Source organism: Pseudomonas sp. NFX224, from assembly GCF_048565165.1.
Taxonomy (GTDB): Bacteria; Pseudomonadota; Gammaproteobacteria; order Pseudomonadales; family Pseudomonadaceae; genus Aquipseudomonas.
In genome coordinates this window covers 1413852-1432568 of record NZ_CP183416.1, presented here as the reverse complement: position 1 = coordinate 1432568, position 18717 = coordinate 1413852, and the positions used below count along the sequence as shown (strand labels likewise).

18 protein-coding genes are annotated in these 18717 nt (G+C 59.5%); 9 read left to right on the top strand and 9 right to left on the bottom strand.

The features are described 5' to 3' along the window. The first annotated feature begins 123 nt into the window (after window positions 1-123). On the top strand, window positions 124-816 hold the full coding sequence (ung, locus tag ACNYC6_RS06375; protein WP_419711573.1) for a uracil-DNA glycosylase: 693 nt from the start codon (window positions 124-126) through the stop codon (window positions 814-816). 107 nt (window positions 817-923) lie between these two features. On the opposite strand, the gene ACNYC6_RS06370 is transcribed toward ung, so the two are convergent. The 5 genes from ACNYC6_RS06370 to ACNYC6_RS06350 are packed head-to-tail and all read right to left on the bottom strand — an operon-like array spanning window position 924 to window position 6293. After that, on the bottom strand, window positions 924-1958 hold the full coding sequence (locus tag ACNYC6_RS06370) for an AbrB family transcriptional regulator (protein WP_419711572.1): 1035 nt from the start codon (window positions 1956-1958) through the stop codon (window positions 924-926). Then, on the bottom strand, window positions 1951-3465 hold the full coding sequence (locus ACNYC6_RS06365) for a tripartite tricarboxylate transporter permease (RefSeq protein ID WP_419711571.1): 1515 nt from the start codon (window positions 3463-3465) through the stop codon (window positions 1951-1953). The genes ACNYC6_RS06370 and ACNYC6_RS06365 overlap by 8 nt, the downstream gene beginning before the upstream one ends. Before the next feature lies 1 nt (window position 3466). Beyond that, window positions 3467-3925 (bottom strand): tripartite tricarboxylate transporter TctB family protein, encoded by a 459-nt coding sequence (locus ACNYC6_RS06360; RefSeq protein ID WP_419711570.1) that lies wholly within the window; start codon window positions 3923-3925, stop codon window positions 3467-3469. Between the two features lie 58 nt (window positions 3926-3983). Beyond that, window positions 3984-4961 carry a Bug family tripartite tricarboxylate transporter substrate binding protein gene (locus ACNYC6_RS06355; RefSeq protein ID WP_419711569.1) on the bottom strand — a complete coding sequence of 326 codons (978 nt, stop codon included), beginning with the start codon at window positions 4959-4961 and terminating at the stop codon, window positions 3984-3986. Window positions 4962-5000: 39 nt separating this feature from the next. After that, window positions 5001-6293 (bottom strand): OprD family porin, encoded by a 1293-nt coding sequence (locus ACNYC6_RS06350; protein WP_419711568.1) that lies wholly within the window; start codon window positions 6291-6293, stop codon window positions 5001-5003. A 238-nt stretch (window positions 6294-6531) separates the two neighbouring features. Here ACNYC6_RS06350 and ACNYC6_RS06345 point away from each other — a divergent pair, with 238 nt between their 5' ends. Beyond that, window positions 6532-7203 carry a response regulator gene (locus ACNYC6_RS06345; protein WP_075947499.1) on the top strand — a complete coding sequence of 224 codons (672 nt, stop codon included), beginning with the start codon at window positions 6532-6534 and terminating at the stop codon, window positions 7201-7203. After that, entirely contained in the window at window positions 7196-8584 is a 1389-nt protein-coding gene (locus ACNYC6_RS06340; RefSeq protein WP_419711567.1) for a sensor histidine kinase, read from the top strand. Before ACNYC6_RS06345 ends, ACNYC6_RS06340 begins: the two co-directional genes overlap by 8 nt. An 11-nt stretch (window positions 8585-8595) precedes the next feature. On the opposite strand, the gene ACNYC6_RS06335 is transcribed toward ACNYC6_RS06340, so the two are convergent. Both ACNYC6_RS06335 and ACNYC6_RS06330 read right to left on the bottom strand, forming a co-directional pair. Continuing rightward, window positions 8596-9417 (bottom strand): HDOD domain-containing protein, encoded by an 822-nt coding sequence (locus ACNYC6_RS06335; RefSeq protein ID WP_419711566.1) that lies wholly within the window; start codon window positions 9415-9417, stop codon window positions 8596-8598. 35 nt (window positions 9418-9452) lie between these two features. Further along, window positions 9453-10394: a YgfZ/GcvT domain-containing protein gene (locus ACNYC6_RS06330; protein WP_419711565.1), complete on the bottom strand. Its 942-nt coding sequence runs from the start codon at window positions 10392-10394 to the stop codon at window positions 9453-9455. A gap of 149 nt (window positions 10395-10543) precedes the next feature. On the opposite strand from ACNYC6_RS06330, the gene ACNYC6_RS06325 reads away from it, so the two are divergent. After that, the gene (locus tag ACNYC6_RS06325) at window positions 10544-10798 is read left to right on the top strand and encodes a succinate dehydrogenase assembly factor 2 (RefSeq protein ID WP_273921096.1); all 255 of its coding nucleotides are present in this window, start codon (window positions 10544-10546) and stop codon (window positions 10796-10798) included. Then, window positions 10782-11234: a protein YgfX gene (locus ACNYC6_RS06320; protein WP_419711564.1), complete on the top strand. Its 453-nt coding sequence runs from the start codon at window positions 10782-10784 to the stop codon at window positions 11232-11234. The genes ACNYC6_RS06325 and ACNYC6_RS06320 overlap by 17 nt, the downstream gene beginning before the upstream one ends. On the opposite strand, the gene nadB is transcribed toward ACNYC6_RS06320, so the two are convergent. Then, the gene (gene nadB, locus ACNYC6_RS06315) at window positions 11203-12819 is read right to left on the bottom strand and encodes an L-aspartate oxidase (protein ID WP_419711563.1); all 1617 of its coding nucleotides are present in this window, start codon (window positions 12817-12819) and stop codon (window positions 11203-11205) included. The genes ACNYC6_RS06320 and nadB overlap by 32 nt on opposite strands. A gap of 557 nt (window positions 12820-13376) precedes the next feature. Here nadB and rpoE point away from each other — a divergent pair. The 4 genes from rpoE (at window position 13377) to ACNYC6_RS06295 (ending at window position 17151) form a co-directional block, all read left to right on the top strand. Then, a complete protein-coding gene (gene rpoE, locus ACNYC6_RS06310; RefSeq protein ID WP_003172477.1) occupies window positions 13377-13958 on the top strand; it encodes an RNA polymerase sigma factor RpoE in 582 nt (193 codons plus the stop codon). Between the two features lie 31 nt (window positions 13959-13989). Further along, entirely contained in the window at window positions 13990-14577 is a 588-nt protein-coding gene (locus ACNYC6_RS06305; RefSeq protein WP_419711562.1) for a sigma-E factor negative regulatory protein, read from the top strand. Between the two features lie 8 nt (window positions 14578-14585). Then, window positions 14586-15545: a MucB/RseB C-terminal domain-containing protein gene (locus tag ACNYC6_RS06300; RefSeq protein ID WP_419711561.1), complete on the top strand. Its 960-nt coding sequence runs from the start codon at window positions 14586-14588 to the stop codon at window positions 15543-15545. A 178-nt stretch (window positions 15546-15723) separates the two neighbouring features. Beyond that, complete coding sequence (locus ACNYC6_RS06295) at window positions 15724-17151, top strand: DegQ family serine endoprotease (RefSeq protein WP_419711560.1); 1428 nt, start codon at window positions 15724-15726, stop codon at window positions 17149-17151. A 63-nt stretch (window positions 17152-17214) separates the two neighbouring features. On the opposite strand, the gene ACNYC6_RS06290 is transcribed toward ACNYC6_RS06295, so the two are convergent. Continuing rightward, on the bottom strand, window positions 17215-18648 hold the full coding sequence (locus ACNYC6_RS06290) for a M48 family metalloprotease (RefSeq protein ID WP_419711559.1): 1434 nt from the start codon (window positions 18646-18648) through the stop codon (window positions 17215-17217). Between the last annotated feature and the right edge of the window lie 69 nt (window positions 18649-18717).

Below are 18717 nucleotides of genomic sequence, written 5' to 3'. Positions count from 1 at the left end.
GATCGGGAAATTGAGGGTTAAGTATGATCGCTGTGTAGGAAAGTGCCGGATCTGTGTCAGATCAATTGACAAGCGTGATGCGCTTTCCTAGGGTTCGCCCCATTGTTTTTGCCGGATGTAACCATGACTGCTGACGACCGTATCAAACTCGAACCGAGCTGGAAGGAGGCCCTGCGTGCCGAATTCGACCAGCCCTACATGACAGAGTTGCGAAACTTTCTGCAACAGGAACGGGCGGCCGGCAAGGAGATCTATCCACCGGGCCCGATGATCTTCAACGCACTCAATTCCACGCCGCTGGAAAAGGTAAAAGTCGTCATTCTCGGCCAGGATCCGTACCACGGCCCGGGCCAGGCCCATGGCTTGTGCTTCTCGGTGCAGCCGGGCGTACCGGCGCCGCCGTCGCTGGTGAACATCTACAAAGAGTTGAAGCGTGACCTGAACATCGACATCCCCAACCACGGTTACCTGCAGAGCTGGGCCGAGCAGGGCGTGCTGATGCTCAACACCACCATGACCGTCGAGCGCGCAAACGCCAATGCGCACAAGGACAAGGGTTGGCAGTTTTTCACTGACCGGATCATTGAAGTGGTCAGCCAGCAGCAGCCGCATCTGGTGTTCATGCTGTGGGGCGCCCATGCGCAGAGCAAGCAGAAACTGATCGACGCCACCAAACACTTGGTGCTGACGTCGGTGCACCCGTCGCCACTGTCGGCCTATCGCGGCTTTCTTGGTTGCGGGCACTTCAGTCGGACCAACAAGTTTCTGGAACAGAATGGCGAGACGCCGATCGAGTGGCGCTTGCCGCCGGTTTGAAAAGCATCGTCGGCGTGCCGCCCGTAGCAGGCTGGCTCCCACAGGTTTTATAAACACCGCAAAACCAATGTGGGAGCCAGCCTGCTGGCGATGAATTCAACTCGCTCTTACTCTGTATCGCGGTTCCAATACTTGAACAACGGCTCCGCCAGAAACAGCACAAACAACAGCCGCATCACCTGCATCGCTGTCACCAGGGGCACCGACAGTTGCAGTGTCTCCGCCGTCAGGCTCATCTCGGCGATCCCGCCGGGCATCATGCCCAAGGTCAGCGAACGCAGGTCCAGATGGGTCAGCGCACTCAAGCCCAATGCCGCAGCGGTCGCGATCAACATGGTCAGCGCCGTGCCAATCAAGGTCCGACCCATGAACGAAGGCGCGCGACGGAAAAACTGTCGGTTGAAGTGACAGCCCAGCCCGCTGCCGATCAGCCACTGGCCAATCTGGCTGCCGCCGTTGGGCAAACCGATGTGCAGATCCCAACCGATACTCACCGCCGCGCTGACCAGCAAGGGTCCGAACAGCCAAGGGTTGGGTTGACGCAGGCGTTCCCAGATCCAGGCAGCCAATGCGCCAGCCGGAAACAGAATTGCCAGCCAGCGCCAATCGATGCTGCCGGCGTGGGAAATCGGTGCACCGTCGCCCAACAGATACTTGAACGCTGCCGGTACACACAAAACTACCACCAACACCCGCAAACTCTGCCCCGCCGCAACGCGGCTGAGCACCGCGCCATTGCGGGCGCCGAGGTTGACCATCTCTCCTGAACCGCCGGGCATGCTGGAGAAGAACGCCGTGGCGCGATCTTCCCCGGTACACCGCATCAACCACACGCCGACGATGGCCGACAGGCTGGTGACCAACGCGCCGAAGAAGATCAAGCCGAAATGACTCAGCACCTGATCCATCACCACCGGGGTGAAGTGCAGGCCAATGCCGATGCCGACGATCCACTGGCCGCACTTGCGGCCGCCAGGGATTTCCGCGAGTTGCCACGGTGTCAGGCAGCGCACGAGGATGATCGCCAGCAACGAGCCGACCATCCACGGCAAAGGCCAGCCGACCTGGCTGGCGAGGTAACCGCCCAGCAGGCCGACCAGCGGGGTTCCCCACCAGTTTTTGAAGGAGACCCGATCAGACATCGGCGATAGCGCGTTGCGCGGCCGAACGTTTGCGCCAGATGCGGATCAGCGGCATCAGCAGCATGATTGCCGTCAAGACCCAGCAACCGAAGGTGATCGGGCTCGACCAGAGGATTTCCAGCGTACCGTTGGAAATCGACAGGGCACGGCGCAGGTTCTGCTCCATCAAACCTCCGAGGATGAAACCCAGCAACAGCGGCGACAGCGGGAAGTCCAGCTTGCGCAGGATGTAGCCGAAGATACCGATACCGATCATCAGGAACAGGTCGAACGTGGTGGCATGCACCGCGTAGACGCCGATCCCGGTAATGATCGCGATCACCGGCACCAGTGCCCAGTTCGGCACGGCAAGAATACGGGTGAAGATGCGGATCATCGGGATGTTGAGGATCACCAGCATGACGTTGGCGATGAACAACGAGGCGATCAGGCCCCAGACAATATCGGGTTGCTGCTGGAACAGCAGCGGACCCGGGGTGATGTTGTACAGCGACAGTGCGCCGATCATCACCGCCGTGGTGCCCGAACCTGGAACACCGAGGGTCAGCATCGGCACCAGCGCACCGCAGGCCGCGCCACCGATGGCGGTTTCGGGTGCGGCGAGGCCACGTTTGTCGCCTTCACCGAACGTGCCACTGGCACCGGCGATGCGCTTCTCGGTCATGTAGGCCACGGCACTGGCCAGCGTCGCGCCAGCACCCGGCAACACGCCCATGATGAAACCCAGTACGCCGCAACGAACGTTCACGGCGAACACCGAGGCCGCTTCCTTGACGTTGAACATCATCCGGCCGGTGGCTTTCACGGCTTCCTGGCCGTGGTGGGTTTTTTCCAGCAGCAGAAGGATTTCACTGATGGAGAACAGGCCCAGTACCAACACGACGAACTGGATGCCGTCAGTCAGGTGAATGTTATCGCCAGTGAAGCGATAGACGCCGCTGTTGGCATCGATGCCGACGGTCGACAGGAACAGGCCGATCAGCGCCGCGATAAAGGTCTTCAACGGTCGATCGCCTGCCATGCCGCCCAGGCACACGATCGCAAACACCATCAGCACGAAATATTCCGCCGGACCGAAGGCAATCGCCCATTTCGCCAGCAGCGGGGCGAACAGCACCATGCCGCAGGTGGCGATAAACGCGCCGATGAACGAGCTCCACGCCGACAAAGACAGCGCGACACCGGCCATGCCTTTGCGGGCCATCGGGTAACCGTCGAGAGTGGTCATCACGGTGGACGCTTCGCCCGGAATGTTCAGCAGGATCGAACTGATCCGGCCGCCGTATTCGCAACCCAGGTACACCGCCGCCAGCAGGATCAGTGCCGACTCCGGTGGCAGGCCGAGGGCGAATGCGATCGGGATCAGCAACGCCACGCCGTTGATCGGGCCCAGGCCCGGCAGCAGGCCGACGACGGTGCCGATCAGGGTGCCGCAGAGGGCGGTCACCAGGTTGTACGGGCTGAGCGCGACGCCGAAGCCCTGACCCAAATAGCCAAGAGTATCCATATCAGTTCTCCAGAACGTCGAGCAGGCCGAGGGGCAGCGGTACGTCCATCAAACGGTCGAACAGCAAGTACAGACCGACAGCCATCAGGCTGATGATCACGATGCTCGGCAGCCAACGGCCGCCATACAGGCGTGCCATCGGAACACCGGTGATGATGCTGGCGACGATGAAACCCAGGGGTTCGAACGTGCCGGCGAACACCAGCAGCAGTGCGACGCAGATGCCGATCTTGGTCAGGGTTTCGCGGTCCAGTGGCGGCTCGTCAGCGTTGTGCTTGATCGGCGCGGGACGAAACACCATGTACAAAAGGGCCGAAGCCATCAGGCCGAGCATCAGCAATGGAAAGGCACGAGGCCCCACCGGTTCGTAGGAAAAAGCCGCTTGATACGGCCATGCCATCAGTGCAAGGCCAAGACAGACCAGCAACAGCACCGAAGCAAAAATGCGTTGTAAGAGCATGGGGAACTCCTGTGCCGCGGCTCCGCCAAACGGAGCCGCGGCCACTAGACAGAGACGATCACTGGATCAGGCCGAACTCTTTGGCCAGGACTTTGTAGTCGGCGACTTGCTTCTTCACGTAGGTGTCCAGTTCCTGGCCGGTCATGGCGAACGGGAACAGTTCACGCTGGTCGCGCAGCTTGGCGAACTCAGGCGAGGCCAGCAGTTTGTCGAAGGAGTCTTTCCACCAGGCGTAGTCTTCGTCGCTGACTTTTGGCCCCAGGTAGAAGCCGCGAACCACCGGCCAGACGATGTCGTAGCCTTGCTCGCGTGCGGTTGGAATGTCCTTCATTTCCGGCTCGTCCAGACGCTTGTCGGAGAACACCGCAAGCAGGCGCATGTCGCCGCTCTGGATGTGCGGCATGGAGTCGGAGATGTCGGTGCTGCCGACCTGGATGTGACCGCCGAGCAGAGCAGTGGCGATTTCACCGCCACCTTCGAGGGCGACGTAACGCAGGTCACGCGGGTTGATCCCGGCGGCCTTGGCGATCAGCGCGGTTTGCATCCAGTCCTGGCTGCCGACGGTGCCGCCGGAACCAATCACCACTTTGCTCGGATCTTTCTTCAGTGCCTGAACGAGGTCGTCGAGGGTCTTGTAGGGCGAGTCGCTTTTTACCGCGATGGCGCCGTAGCTGGTGCCGACGGCTGCGAGCCAGCGCACGTTGGTTTCATCGAAACGGCCGAACTTGCCTTGGGCCAGGTTCAGCAGCGACCCGCTGGACCAGGCAACCAACGTACCGGCATCCGCCGGACGCTGGGCGACCACCGCGTTGTACGCCACCGCGCCGACACCGCCGGGCATGTAGGTCACGCGCATCGGTTTGGTCAGCAGCTTTTCGTTGACCAGCGCGCTCTGCGCCAGTTTGCAGGTCAGGTCGAAACCACCGCCCGGCGAGGCCGGGGCGATGCATTCCGGGCGTTTGGGTTCGGCAAGCGCTTGGCCGGTGAACAGCAGGACGCTGGCGGCGAGGGCTAGTTTACGCATTGACAGGTTCATTCAAGTCTCCTTGGGAGTTGTTGTTATCGACGCACTGAATTACCAAAGGGCAACGCTATAGCTCACCAGCAGACGCACTTCATCGGCATCGCGAGCAGAGTAGTTGGAGCGGTACGTGGCATTGCGCAGGCGAACGGCGACGTCCTTGAGGGCGCCGCTTTGTACTACGTATTTGATTTCGGTGTTGCGTTCCCACTCTTTGCCTTCGTCACCGTTCTTGAGCTTGATGTTGTCACCGCTCAAGTAACGGCTCATGAAACTCAGGCCTGGCACGCCGAGTTTGGCAAAGTCAAAATCGTAACGTGCCTGCCAGGAACGCTCTTCGGCGCCGGCAAAGTCGTTGATCTGCACGAAGTTGACCAGGTACGGGTCGGCGCCGTCCACATAGGGGAACGCACTGTCGCCGGACATGTGCTGATAGCCGGCGCTGAACTTGTGCCCGCTCAAGGCGTAGCTCACCAGGCCGTTGAGCGACTTGTTGTCGATCTTGCCGCCACGGGCCTGCCCCTCGTCATCACTAATGGCCAGGCGCAAATCGGTGCCGAACGTGCCTGGCCCGAATGGCTGCGAGGCAACCACGCCGAGGAAGTGCTGGTTGTAGACTTCATCGAGTTGCGCGAAGTGGTAGCTGCCGGTGATTTTGTCGGTGAACTTGTAGTCCACGCCGCCAAAGTCAAAGTGCTTGCCGGCTACCGTACCGGCGAAGCGGCTGTTCTTGTTGTTGAGGGCAATGTTCTCGAAATCGGTGCTGTCGCGGTCCTTGGCTTTTTCCAGACGCCCGCCGGTGAAGGTCAGGTTCTTGATCTCTTTGGAGGTCAGCAGGCCACCTTCAAACGTCTGCGGCAGGATGCGCCCATCGTTGGGCTTGAGGATCGGCAGTTCCGGAATCAGGCTGCCGATTTTCAGTTCCGTGGCCGAGATTTTTACTTTGCCGGTCAACCCCAACTTGGAGTATTCGTCCGCCGCGCGACCGTCGTCGTGGGTCGGCAGCAGGCCCGTGCCGGTACGGTCAGGACTCGAATCGAGCTTGACCCCCAACATGCCCAGCGCATCGACCCCGAAGCCCACGGTGCCGTCGGTGTAACCTGATTGCAGATTGAGCATGAAACCCTGGGCCCATTCGTCGCGCTTGGACTGTTGGGCGCTGGTGCCATCGCGAAAATCGCGATTGAAGTACATGTTGCGGGTTTCGAACGTGGCCGTGCTGTCTTCGATGAAGTCGGCGTAGCTCAGCGGCGAAAAACCGGTAAGCGCGGCGGCACTGGCAAGGGCTGTGTGGCTGAAACGGGAGAGGCGGGCAGGCGCGAGTGCCTGGGTCTGCAAGGACTGCATGGATGACTTACTCCGTTTATTGTTCTTATTTGTCGAAAACGCTTCGAGGCGTTTTTCGGATCGCTGTGTGGCAGCAGCGACGGCAGTCGAAACTGTCCGTGGTCCGACTCTAACGGGCTAACCTTTCGCTAACCTTTCAGAAGCCTTTCACGATTTTTCGGGCTTCACAGCGGCCATTGCCGCTGTAAACTCCGCGCCAAAGAGTGGCGTCGGCCATCCCTGAATGAGGTAAAGATCCATGCGTGTCCTGCTCGTCGAAGACCATTTGCAGCTCGCCGAAAGTGTCGCCCAGGCGCTCAAGAGCACTGGCTTGACCGTGGATGTGCTGCACGATGGCGTGGCGGCCGACCTGGCGCTCGGCAGCGAGGAATACGCCATGGCGATTCTCGATGTCGGCCTGCCGCGCATGGATGGTTTTGAAGTGCTCGCGCGCTTGCGCGCTCGCGGCAAAAACCTGCCGGTGTTGATGCTGACGGCCCGCAGCGACGTCAAGGATCGGGTGCATGGCCTGAACCTCGGCGCCGACGATTACCTGGCCAAGCCATTCGAACTCACCGAACTCGAAGCCCGGGTCAAAGCCTTGCTGCGACGTAGCGTGCTGGGCGGTGAACGCCTGCAACGTTGCGGAGTATTGGCCTATGACCTCGACACCCGGCGCTTCACTCTCGGTGAAGAACTGCTGACCCTGACGTCCCGCGAACAAGCGGTGCTTGAAGCCCTGATCGCCCGTCCCGGGCGGGTGATGAGCAAGGAACAGCTAGCCTCCCAGGTGTTCGGTCTTGACGAAGAAGCCAGCCCCGACGCCATCGAAATCTACGTGCACCGCTTGCGCAAGAAACTCGATGGTCAGCCCGTGGCCATCGTGACTTTCCGTGGTCTCGGTTACTTGCTGGAAAGCCGCGATGCATAAGCCCAGCAGTCTGCGCTGGCGGTTGCTGTGGAACCTGGCGCTGCTGCTGGTGGTGTTGATGCTGGCCAGCGGATTGAGCGCGTACTGGAACGGCCGCGAAGCCGCGGATACGGCTTACGACCGGACCTTGCTGGCCTCGGCGCGGACCATCGCCGCGGGCCTCTCCGAGCGCGACGGCAGTCTCAGCCTCGACGTGCCTTACGTGGCGCTTGATACCTTCGCCTACGACAGCGCCGGGCGAATTTTCTATCTGGTCAACGACATCAATCAGAAGCTGATTTCTGGCTACGAAAACCTGCCGGCGCCACCTCCGGGAACGCCGCGTACCGATAACTATCCGGCGCTGGCGCGGTTCTATAACGCCACTTACCAAGGGCAGAACGTTCGGGTGGTCAGCCTGCTCAAAGCGGTCAGCGAACCGAACATGAACGGCATGGCGGAAATCCGCGTGGCGGAAACCGATGAAGCGCGTGTCAGCATGGCCCGCAGTCTGGCTGCCGATACCTTGCTGCGTCTGGGCATGCTGGCGGTTGGGGCGTTGTTGTTGGTGTGGTTTGCGGTCAGCGCGGCGTTGCGTCCGCTGGAGCGGCTGCGCACGGCGGTGGAAGAGCGCCAGTCCGATGATTTGCGTCCACTGCCGTTGGTGGAAGTCCAGCACGAGCTGTGGCCGCTGGTGCGTGCGCTCAACCACTTCACTGAACGTTTGCGTGGGCAGTTCGAGCGGCAGGCGCAGTTCATCGCCGATGCCGCTCATGAGTTGCGTACACCGCTGGCGGCCCTCAAGGCGCGACTGGAACTGGGCCTGCGAGCGAGCGAACCCGAAACTTGGCGCAGCACGCTGGAAACGGCCGCTCAAGGCACCGATCGCCTGACTCATCTGGCCAATCAACTGCTCTCACTGGCGCGGGTCGAAAACGGTGCTCGGGCGATTGCCGAGGGCGGTGCCCAGTTGCTGGATCTCAGTCAGTTGGCCCGTGAATTGGGCATGGCCATGGCGCCGCTGGCCCATAAACGAGGTGTGGCGTTGGCACTGGAAGCGGACGAACCGGTCTGGCTGCGCGGCGAACCGACCTTGTTGAACGAACTGTTGAGCAATCTGGTGGACAACGCGCTGGCCCATACGCCGCCGGGTGGCAACGTCATTCTGCGAGTCTCGGCCCCGGCGATATTGGAAGTTGAAGACGATGGCCCTGGAATTCCCCTTGAAGAGCGTGACCGGGTTTTCGAACGCTTTTACCGACGCAACCAGCAAGTGGCGGGATCAGGGTTGGGCTTGGCGATTGTCGGCGAGATCTGCCGCGCACATCTGGCGCAGATCAGCCTGCACGATGGCGAGCAGGCGGGGTTGAAAGTGCGGGTGAGCTTTATTGCTGGAGAGTGACGCGGTCCGGGTCAGTAAAACATCGACCGGGTTTCTTCCAGATCCGCACACATCGCCTTGTTGTCCGGATCAATCCCGAGTTTGACGAAGGCCGGCACGCTGAAAGGATCAATACGCGAAATCGGATGATCGGTGTCTTTGTGGCAGTACAGACTCGCCACCTGCACCAGGTCGACATAATCGATCTGAGCGGATTGGCGCTTGAAGTTCTGATACAGCAGCGGCACCTTCACCAGCAACTCCGGAAATTCCCAGACCCTGAGCAGCTTGTCGCCGAGTAATGGATGAATGCGGTCAATCACATGGTTGAGGCTGACCGGGTCGGACAGCAGTTCATAGTGATCTTCGGCGTAGGTCAGGATCGGCAACACACCAATCTGATGCACCAGCCCGCCAAGGGCTGCCTGATCGGGCTTGAGCTGCGTATAGCTGCGGCAGAGCGCATAACTGACACCGGCGATTTCCAGGCTCTTGCGCCAGACTTCGCGCATTTTCTGTTCCACCACCTCGGAGCGGGCATGGAAAATCTGCTCCATGACCAGGCCGATGGCCAGGTTGCTGCTGTAGTTGATGCCCAGGCGCGTGATCGCCGTGTGCAAATCAGTGACTTCCTGAGTCGCGCGCAGCAGGGGGCTATTGACCACTTTTATCAGACGCGCCGACAGCGCGGCATCACGACCGATCACTTTGCTCAAGCTACTGATACTGATTTCCGGGTTTTCAGCGGCCTTGCGAATTTGTAAAGCCACTTCCGGCAATGTCGGCAGAACCAGGTCATCGTTATCGATGGCCTCAACCAAATCCTGTTGGACCTTTTCCGCCAGCTCACTCATTTCGTTTCTCTAGGTGTCGCAAAAGGGTACTGCGTTTAACGCTGGATTTCGCGGTCGCGGTCCAGTTGATAAGGCAGGTCGAGCAAGTGCAGCGCCGGGCCGTCGAGGGCGCCCACGTGGATATCACCGGCTTCTGCCGCTTCGGCTTGCAGCACGGCCAACAGTTCAATGTGATTTTCGGCATTGGCGGCCAGCACCACTTCACCGATTGCACTGTTGTGGCTTGGGGAGAACAGTTGGGTGCCAGGTTCAGGCAGTGCGCTGGCATCCAGTTGCACGCGGTACAGGCGACGCTTGAGTTTGCCCAGGTACTGCATTCGCGCGACGATTTCCTGGCCGGTGTAGCAGCCTTTTTTGAAACTCACGCCACCGACGGCTTGCAGATTGAGCATCTGCGGGATGAACAGCTCACGGGTGTTCGGCATCACCTGGCCGATCCCGGCGCGGATCTGGCCCAGCAGCCATTGATTCAGATCACCTTCGGCCAGCAGGGCGGACAGCTTGCCCTTGATGCTGTCGGCTTGATCGGCGGCGACCCAGAGTTCGGCGCGACCGGGTGAAACGCGGATGGCGATCAAACCGTCATGGCGCGCAACGCTGTCGGTGTCTGTCGGCAGGTCAATCCCGAGGCTCTTCAAAGCCGCATCGCCGTGCTCGACACCCAAGCGGACCCAGGCTGCACTCTCATCGGTCAATTTGGACTTGGAGAACACCGCGTACTTTTTCAGGTCCGCCAGTTGTGGCTCCAGCAACTCACTGGCCATGGCCAGCAGCACACCGTCACCTTCAAGCAGGATGCGGAAGCTCGATTGCATCCGGCCTTTCTGCGTGCAGCGTGCGCCGAGGCTGGCCTGGGTGTCGCTGAGGTAATTGAGGTTGCAGGTCAATTGGCCTTGCAGGAATTTGCCGGCGTCCGCGCCGCGGACCGCCAGAACACCTTCATGAGACAGCGTGCAGAAAAAAGCAGAATCGGCCATGGGTCATCGCAGGATAAAGAGTCTGGCGGACATGATAAGGGGGCGCCCATGAAATGGGTAGTTCACAAAGGATCGTCGGTGACCGACCAAAGCCGACTGTTCGATGATGCCGGGGACTGTATACTTGCCGCCTATTTGAGGAGCGCTCCATGGTCGAAGATGTTGAACTGAACCGCCTCTACTGGCACAGCCGCCGCGGCATGCTTGAGCTGGACGTGTTGCTGGTGCCATTCGTGAAAGAGGTTTACGCAGGTCTGAACGAGGTGGACCGCGCGTTGTACGTCCGTCTGCTGGAATGCGAAGATCAGGACATGTTCGGCTGGTTCATGGAGCGCAACGAATCGCAAGATCCGGAACTTCAGCGCATGGTTCGCATGATCCTGGATCGTGTCCAGCCCAAGTAATTCGTTCGAATGCCGCTGGCATGCCTCACGGCATTTGCTGGCGGCGTATCTGTTGGCCCAGCTGTTCGCGCTGGGTTCGCTGTTTTTTCTCGAAATGCCGCCCTGGGCCCATCTGCTCGGCGCTTCGTGCTGCCTGTTGCATGGCGTTTGGGCGTTGCCACGGCAGATTTTGCTGACGCACCCACAGGCATTCTGCGGTTTGCGCCGCAGTGCCGAGGGCTGGGAGTTGTGGAGTCAGGCGACAGGATGGCGACCGGTACAACTGCGGCCGGACAGCCTGGCGCTGCCGTTGGTGGTCGTGCTGCGTTTTCGCCTGCGGGGCGAGCGGCGAGTCCGGGCCATTTGCGTGCCCCGGGATTCGCAAGCGTCGGATGTGCACCGCCGCCTGCGGGTCCGGCTCAAGTTCAGTCGACGTAGGTGGGCGGCACCAGAATAGTGTCCAGGGCAACCGGCAGCATGTTCGGGTAGTCGAGCGTGTAATGAAGGCCGCGACTTTCCTTGCGCTCCATGGCTGACAGGATCATCAACTCGGCCACCTGGGCCAGGTTACGCAGTTCGATCAAATCGCGACTGACCTTGTAGTTGCTGTAAAACTCGTCGATTTCATCCAGCAACAGGCGCACCCGGTGCTGAGCCCGTTGCAGGCGCTTGTTGGTTCGCACGATGCCGACGTAGTCCCACATGAATCGCCGCAGTTCATCCCAGTTGTGCGCGATGATCACGTCTTCATCGGAATCGGTCACCTGGCTCGCATCCCAGGCGGGCAGGGCGATGGGCGCCGAAATTTGCGGCAATTGCTCCACGATGTCTGCAGCAGCCGAGCGCGCATAGACAAAACACTCCAGCAACGAGTTGCTGGCCATGCGGTTGGCGCCATGCAGGCCGGTGAAGCTGGTTTCGCCAATCGCATAAAGTCCCGGCACATCGGTACGACCTTGTTGGTCGACCATCACGCCGCCGCAAGTGTAGTGCGCGGCCGGAACCACCGGAATCGGTTGCCTGGTGATGTCGATGGAAAATTCGAGGCAGCGCTCGTACACGGTCGGGAAGTGCGTCTTGATGAAGTCTTCGGACTTGTGGCTGATGTCCAGATAGACGCAATCGACGCCCAAGCGCTTCATTTCATGGTCGATGGCCCTTGCGACGATGTCGCGGGGAGCCAGTTCGGCCCGCGGGTCGAAGCGCTGCATGAAACGTTCGCCGTTCGGCAACTTCAAATGCGCCCCTTCACCGCGCAGGGCTTCGGTGATCAGGAAACTCTTGGCTTGCGGGTGATACAGGCAGGTGGGGTGGAACTGGTTGAATTCCAGGTTTGCCACCCGGCAGCCCGAGCGCCAGGCCATGGCGATGCCATCACCGCAGGCGCCATCGGGGTTGCTGGTATAGAGGTAGACCTTGGCGGCGCCACCGGAGGCGAGGATCACGAAACGGGCGCCGTAGGTATCGACTTCACCGGTGCTACGGTTGAGCACGTAGGCACCCAGGCAGCGATCACCTTCCAGGCCGAGGCGCTTTTCGGTGATCAGGTCGACCGCGACCCGTTGTTCCAGCAGTTCGATGTTCGGTCGTTCTTTGGCTTGGGCCAGCAATGTCCTGAAAATCGCCGCGCCGGTGGCATCGGCGGCATGGATGATGCGTCGATGACTGTGGCCACCTTCGCGGGTCAGGTGGAACTCGAATCCTCCATCCTCAGTGCTGGACTGTTCATCGCGGGTAAAGGGTACGCCTTGGTCGATCAGCCATTGAATCGCTTCTTTACTGTGCTCGACGGTGAAGCGTACGGCATCTTCATGGCACAGGCCGCCGCCGGCATTGAGGGTGTCATCGACGTGGGATTCGACAGTATCGGTGTCATCCAGAACGGCAGCGACCCCGCCCTGGGCCCAGAACGTCGAGCCATTGGCGAGGTCGCCTTTGCTCAGTACGGCGATACGCAAATGACCGGGCAAGGTCAGCGCAAGGCTCAAGCCGGCAGCACCGCTGCCAATTACCAGAACATCGTGTTGAAGCTGTTGGCTCATTTCAGAATTCCGCTCAAAGCGACCCGGTTCGGGGGAGGCGCTGGACAACTGGACAGGCGAGTCAGGTTTGCGTACAGCCCACTAGTATATAGAGGGGGGGAGCGGCACAATAGCCGAGCCCATATGGCATTGTGAAACTACTGTCACGGAAAAGACCTGACGCTTCGTCGGATGTTTTTTCGACCGATTCGGCGACAAGTGAACTGTATCGTGGATTTAACAGTCTTTTTCACTGCACGGTTGCACAATGTCGGTTTCGGGTAGCTATAAATATTTGGAACTTTTGCCAAAGGCCCAAGATCAATAGACGGTTGCCTGATTCAAGGGACAGTGTCGGCTTCAGCGCAGGATCCGCTTTGGATCCTTGCCGGCGAAACCGATGACAAGATTATTCGCGCAGCCGGGGAATCTCGCGCTGCGCTTTTCGTGCGTGCCGAATCAGAGCCCGCAGGAAACTTGCCTGGAGGGGGAGAACTTTTGCGAAAAGCCCGAGTCTATGTTTGCAAGTCCGGTCGTTTAGTTATGCAAGCCTCCTCCGAGCTTATCGAGGAGTGTTCATGCTAACCCAGGAAGAGGATCAGCAGCTGGTCGAACGCGTTCAACGCGGCGACAAGCGCGCGTTCGATCTGCTAGTGCTGAAATACCAGCACAAAATTCTCGGGTTGATCGTGCGTTTTGTGCACGACACCCATGAAGCCCAGGATGTGGCGCAAGAAGCCTTTATCAAGGCGTACCGCGCACTTGGAAATTTTCGCGGAGACAGCGCGTTTTATACGTGGCTTTACCGCATCGCCATTAACACGGCGAAAAACTATCTGGTTTCACGCGGCCGCCGGCCGCCGGATAGTGATGTCAGTTCCGAGGATGCAGAGTTCTACGATGGCGATCATGGCCTCAAGGATCTCGAGTCGCCAGAACGGGCTTTGCTGCGGGATGAGATCGAAGGCACCGTCCATCGAACCATTCAGCAACTTCCAGAAGATTTGCGTACGGCTTTAACTTTACGTGAATTCGATGGTCTGAGTTACGAGGACATTGCGAGCGTCATGCAATGTCCGGTGGGCACCGTGCGCTCCCGGATTTTCCGCGCCCGGGAGGCCATCGATAAAGCCCTGCAACCGTTGTTGCAGGAAAACTAAAGACAGCGGCGACAGCCAAGAGAGGAACGCCATGAGTCGTGAAGCCCTGCAGGAATCGCTGTCCGCAGTGATGGATAACGAAGCGGACGAATTGGAATTGCGTCGGGTACTCAGTGCCTGCGACGATGTTGAAACCCGTGAAACCTGGGCTCGTTATCAGATCGCTCGGGCAGCGATGCACAAGGATCTGCTGCTTCCACGTCTGGACATCGCCGCGGCCGTTTCCGCAGCCTTGGCTGACGAAGCCGTACCGGCAAAAGCCACCCGTGGTCCATGGCGCAGCCTGGGTCGTTTGGCCGTCGCCGCGTCGGTAACCGTCGCTGTACTGGCAGGTGTTCGTCTGTACAACCAGGACGAGATTGCCGGTGTCGAACTGGCTCAGCAATCCAGCCAACAAAATCTGGCCGCACCTCAAATCAAGGGCCCGGCTGTTTTGGCAGGCTACAATGAGAGTTCGGAAGCCACTGGTCCTATGGCCAACGGAGTATTGCAAGGTCAGCCAGGCTGGCACGATCAACGTCTGCCGAGCTACCTGCGCCAACATGCTCAACAGGCTGCATTGAAAGGTACTGAAAGCGCTCTGCCTTACGCTCGTGCAGCAAGCCTGGAAAACCGTTAAGGAGGATCATGCGCGCCATACCTCTACTTTCGCTTCTGCTCAGTGGCTGGTTTGTTGTCCCAGCCCACGCCGATGAAGCCCAGGACTGGTTGACCCGTCTTGGTCAGGCCGAGCAACAGCAAAGCTTTCACGGTACTTTCGTCTACGAGCGTAACGGTAGTTTTTCTACCCATAACATCTGGCACCGCGTCCAGGATGGCAAAGTCCGCGAGCGGCTGCTCCAGCTCGACGGCTCGGCGCAGGAAGTCGTACGCATTGATGGGCATACTCAATGCGTCAGCGGCACCCTGATCGCAGGGCTGGGGGATTCGCCAAACTCCGCAGCTCGTGCACTCGATCCCCAAAAGCTCAAGAACTGGTATGACCTTGCTGTCATTGGCAAGTCGCGCGTGGCCGGCCGTGCGGCGGTGATCGTTTCGCTCACGCCTCGCGATCAGCATCGTTACGGTTTTGAACTGCATCTGGATAAAGAAACCGGCTTGCCGCTGAAATCGTTGCTGCTGAACGATAAAGGGCAGTTGCTGGAGCGGTTCCAGTTCACGCAACTGGATACCGTCGATGTTCCTTCCGACAGTGATTTGCAGCCAGGTGCTGACTGCAAAGCCGTCAATCTCGACAGTGACAAGGCTTCTGCAATCAAGACCGCTCGGGTCTGGCATTCGGATTGGTTGCCGCCCGGTTTCGAGCTGACCAGCAGCTCCGCACGCAAGGATCCCGACACCAAAACCCAGGTCAACAGCCTGATGTATGACGATGGCCTGGCGCGTTTTTCGGTGTTCCTGGAGCCATTGAATGGGGCGACAGTCACCGACACCCGCACTCAGTTGGGACCAACCGTCGCCGTTTCCCGGCGCTTGACCACACCGCAAGGCGAGATCATGGTGACCGTGGTTGGCGAGATTCCGGTAGGCACTGCTGAACGGATTGCGTTATCCATGCGTACTGATGCCTCTTCCGCCACACAGTAAGCTGAGATCGAAATGTTTCGTGAGCATTTCAGTTTGCAAATACCCCCAGAATTTTTTATAGGTCAGAGCCCCTCGGCTCTGGCCTTGTTTGTTGTTCCCGGAACAAAAATACCGGCGTATCTTTCCCGGTGTTCCTTGATCCATATCGCTTAACCATGCTCGTCGTAACGGGAGCCGTATGTCGATACCACGCTTGAAGTCTTATCTTTCCATTTTTGCCACCGTGCTGGTGCTCGGTCAGGCGGTCACTGCGCAAGCGGTCGAACTGCCTGATTTCACACAACTGGTCGAGCAGGCCTCACCGGCGGTGGTGAACATCAGTACCACGCAGAAACTGCCTGATCGCAAGGTCAACCAGCAGATGCCCGACCTCGAAGGCTTGCCGCCGATGCTGCGCGAGTTTTTCGAACGAGGCATGCCGCCGCAATCGCGTTCGCCTCGTGGTGATCGTCAGCGTGAAGCCCAGTCCCTGGGTTCGGGTTTCATCATTTCGCCTGACGGCTACATCCTGACGAACAACCATGTAATCGCTGACGCCGACGAAATTCTCGTGCGTCTCGCTGACCGCAGCGAAATGAAAGCCAAGCTGGTCGGCACCGATCCGCGCTCCGACGTGGCATTGCTGAAAATCGAAGGCAAGGATCTGCCGGTTCTGAAACTCGGCAAATCCCAGGACCTGAAGGCCGGCCAATGGGTCGTGGCAATCGGCTCGCCGTTCGGCTTTGACCATACCGTGACCCAAGGCATCGTCAGTGCCGTCGGTCGCAGCCTGCCGAACGAAAACTATGTGCCGTTCATCCAGACCGACGTGCCGATCAACCCGGGTAACTCGGGTGGTCCGTTGTTCAACCTGAACGGCGAAGTGGTCGGGATCAACTCGCAGATCTACACCCGTTCCGGCGGTTTCATGGGTGTGTCGTTCGCGATTCCTATCGACGTGGCCATGGACGTTTCCAATCAGCTGAAAAGCGGTGGCAAGGTCAGTCGAGGCTGGTTGGGTGTGGTGATTCAGGAAGTGAACAAGGATCTGGCCGAGTCGTTCGGTCTGGATAAACCGGCCGGTGCGCTGGTCGCCCAGATCCAGGATGACGGCCCGGCTGCCAAGGGTGGTCTGCAAGTTGGCGACGTAATCCTGAGCATGAACGGGCAGCCGATCGTGATGTCCGCCGATCTGCCGCATCTGGTCGGTGCACTGAAAGCTGGCTCGAAGGCCAATCTGGAAGTGATTCGTGAAGGCAAGCGCAAAAACGTCGACCTGACGGTTGGCGCGATCCCTGATGAAGACAAAGAACTCGATGCGTTGCCGAAGTCGGGCGCCGAGACCAACAGTAATCGTCTGGGTGTTTCCGTCGTCGAGTTGACCGCTGAGCAGAAGAAAACCTACGACCTCAAAGGCGGCGTGGTGATCAAGGAAGTGCAGGACGGTCCTGCTTCGATGATCGGCTTGCAGCCTGGTGACGTCATTACTCACCTGAACAACCAGGCGATTGAGTCCACCAAGGAATTCACCGACATCGCCAAGGCGCTGCCGAAGAATCGTTCGGTGTCGATGCGTGTACTGCGTCAAGGTCGTGCCAGCTTCATCACCTTCAAGCTGGCTGAATAATCCGGTTGTCGGTTGAATAAAAAACCGCCTCGAAAGAGGCGGTTTTTTTATGCCTGAAACAAACTACCCCATCATGTCCTTGATCATGCGCTCTTGCTCCATCAGTTCTCGCTGACGGGCATCGATACGTGACGACAGCGGGAAGTTGCTGCCAGCCTTGCGCTTGGCGAAATCCAGTTGCTGGATCGCCTGGCGATAGTCGCCGACCAGGGCGAAATACTCGGCACGTGCCTGGTGCAGGCCGATGATGTTGCCTGACAAACCACGTGTCTCGGCCACTTGATACCACACGTCCGGATCGTCCGGCCGCGACTTGAGCAGGCCTTCCAGTGCTTTTTCCGCATCGGCGGCGCGGTTTTGTTTCAACAGCAGGTCGACGCGCACCTGATTCAGCGGATAGTTGCCCGGGTACTGAGTCAGCATCCGGTCCACCCGGGATTGTGCATCCGCCAGACGATTGTTGGTGATGTCCAGATCGATCTCAGCGAGGTTGTAGATGATCTCGTTTGGCGACTTGGCCAGCAGCAGCTTGAGATTTTCCCGTGCTTCGTTGAGTTGGCCGCCCTTGATCTGGGCGATGGCCAGGCCGTAGCGTGCGACATCGCTTTTCGGGTTTTCATCCAGCTGCGCGCGAAAGCGCTTGGCGCCCAGGCCTGGAGTTTCCTCGTATATCAGCTGCACCCGTGCACGAATCAGTTGATAACGCACGGTGTCTTCGATGCCGCCTTTTGGAGCCTGTTCAGCACGGTTGCGGGTGTCGGCGATCCGCGATTCGGTGACCGGGTGAGTCAGCAGGAATTCCGGTGGCTTGGCGTCGAAGCGATACTGACGCCCAAGGCGTTCGAACATGGTTGGCATCGAGCGCGGGTCGTAGCCGGCCTTTTCCAGATTAAGGATGCCGATGCGGTCGGCTTCCTGTTCGTTCTGACGAGAGAAGCGTCGCTGTTCCTGAATCGCCGCCGCCTGCGTACCCGCAATGGCGGCAATCCCGGCATCACCGGCACCGGCCGCGGCAATCACGATCCCGGCCAGCAAGGCGGCCATCATCGGCACTTGCATGCGCTGTTGCGCTTCGACGCCACGGGCAAAGTGACGTTGCGACAAGTGAGCCAATTCGTGCGCCAGTACCGAGGCATATTCGCCTTCGGTCTGGGCGTTGAGAAACAGGCCGCCGTTGACCCCGACAATCCCGCCAGGTGCCGCAAAGGCGTTGAGCTGAGGGCTGTTGATCAGGATGAACTCAAGGCGCCGGTCATTGACCTGACTGGTCTCCACCAAGCGATAAACGCTGGACTCGACATAGTCCTTGAGCTGCGGATCGTTGAGTTGCGAGACCTGGCTGCGCAACAGCGCGAGCCAGGCGCGACCCAACTGGTATTCCTGCTGTGGCGAGACGATGGCAGAACTGGCGTCGCCGAGTGACGGCAGGTCGTCGGCGAAGCCCGGTGAGGCGAGCAGGCAAGCGAGCGTCAGCAGGGTAGGGCGCAAAAAAGTCATGCACAAAGCCTTAGTCGACAAAGACCTTACTGTAGCCGGACACCAGCCTTGCGACCAGATATTCTAGGC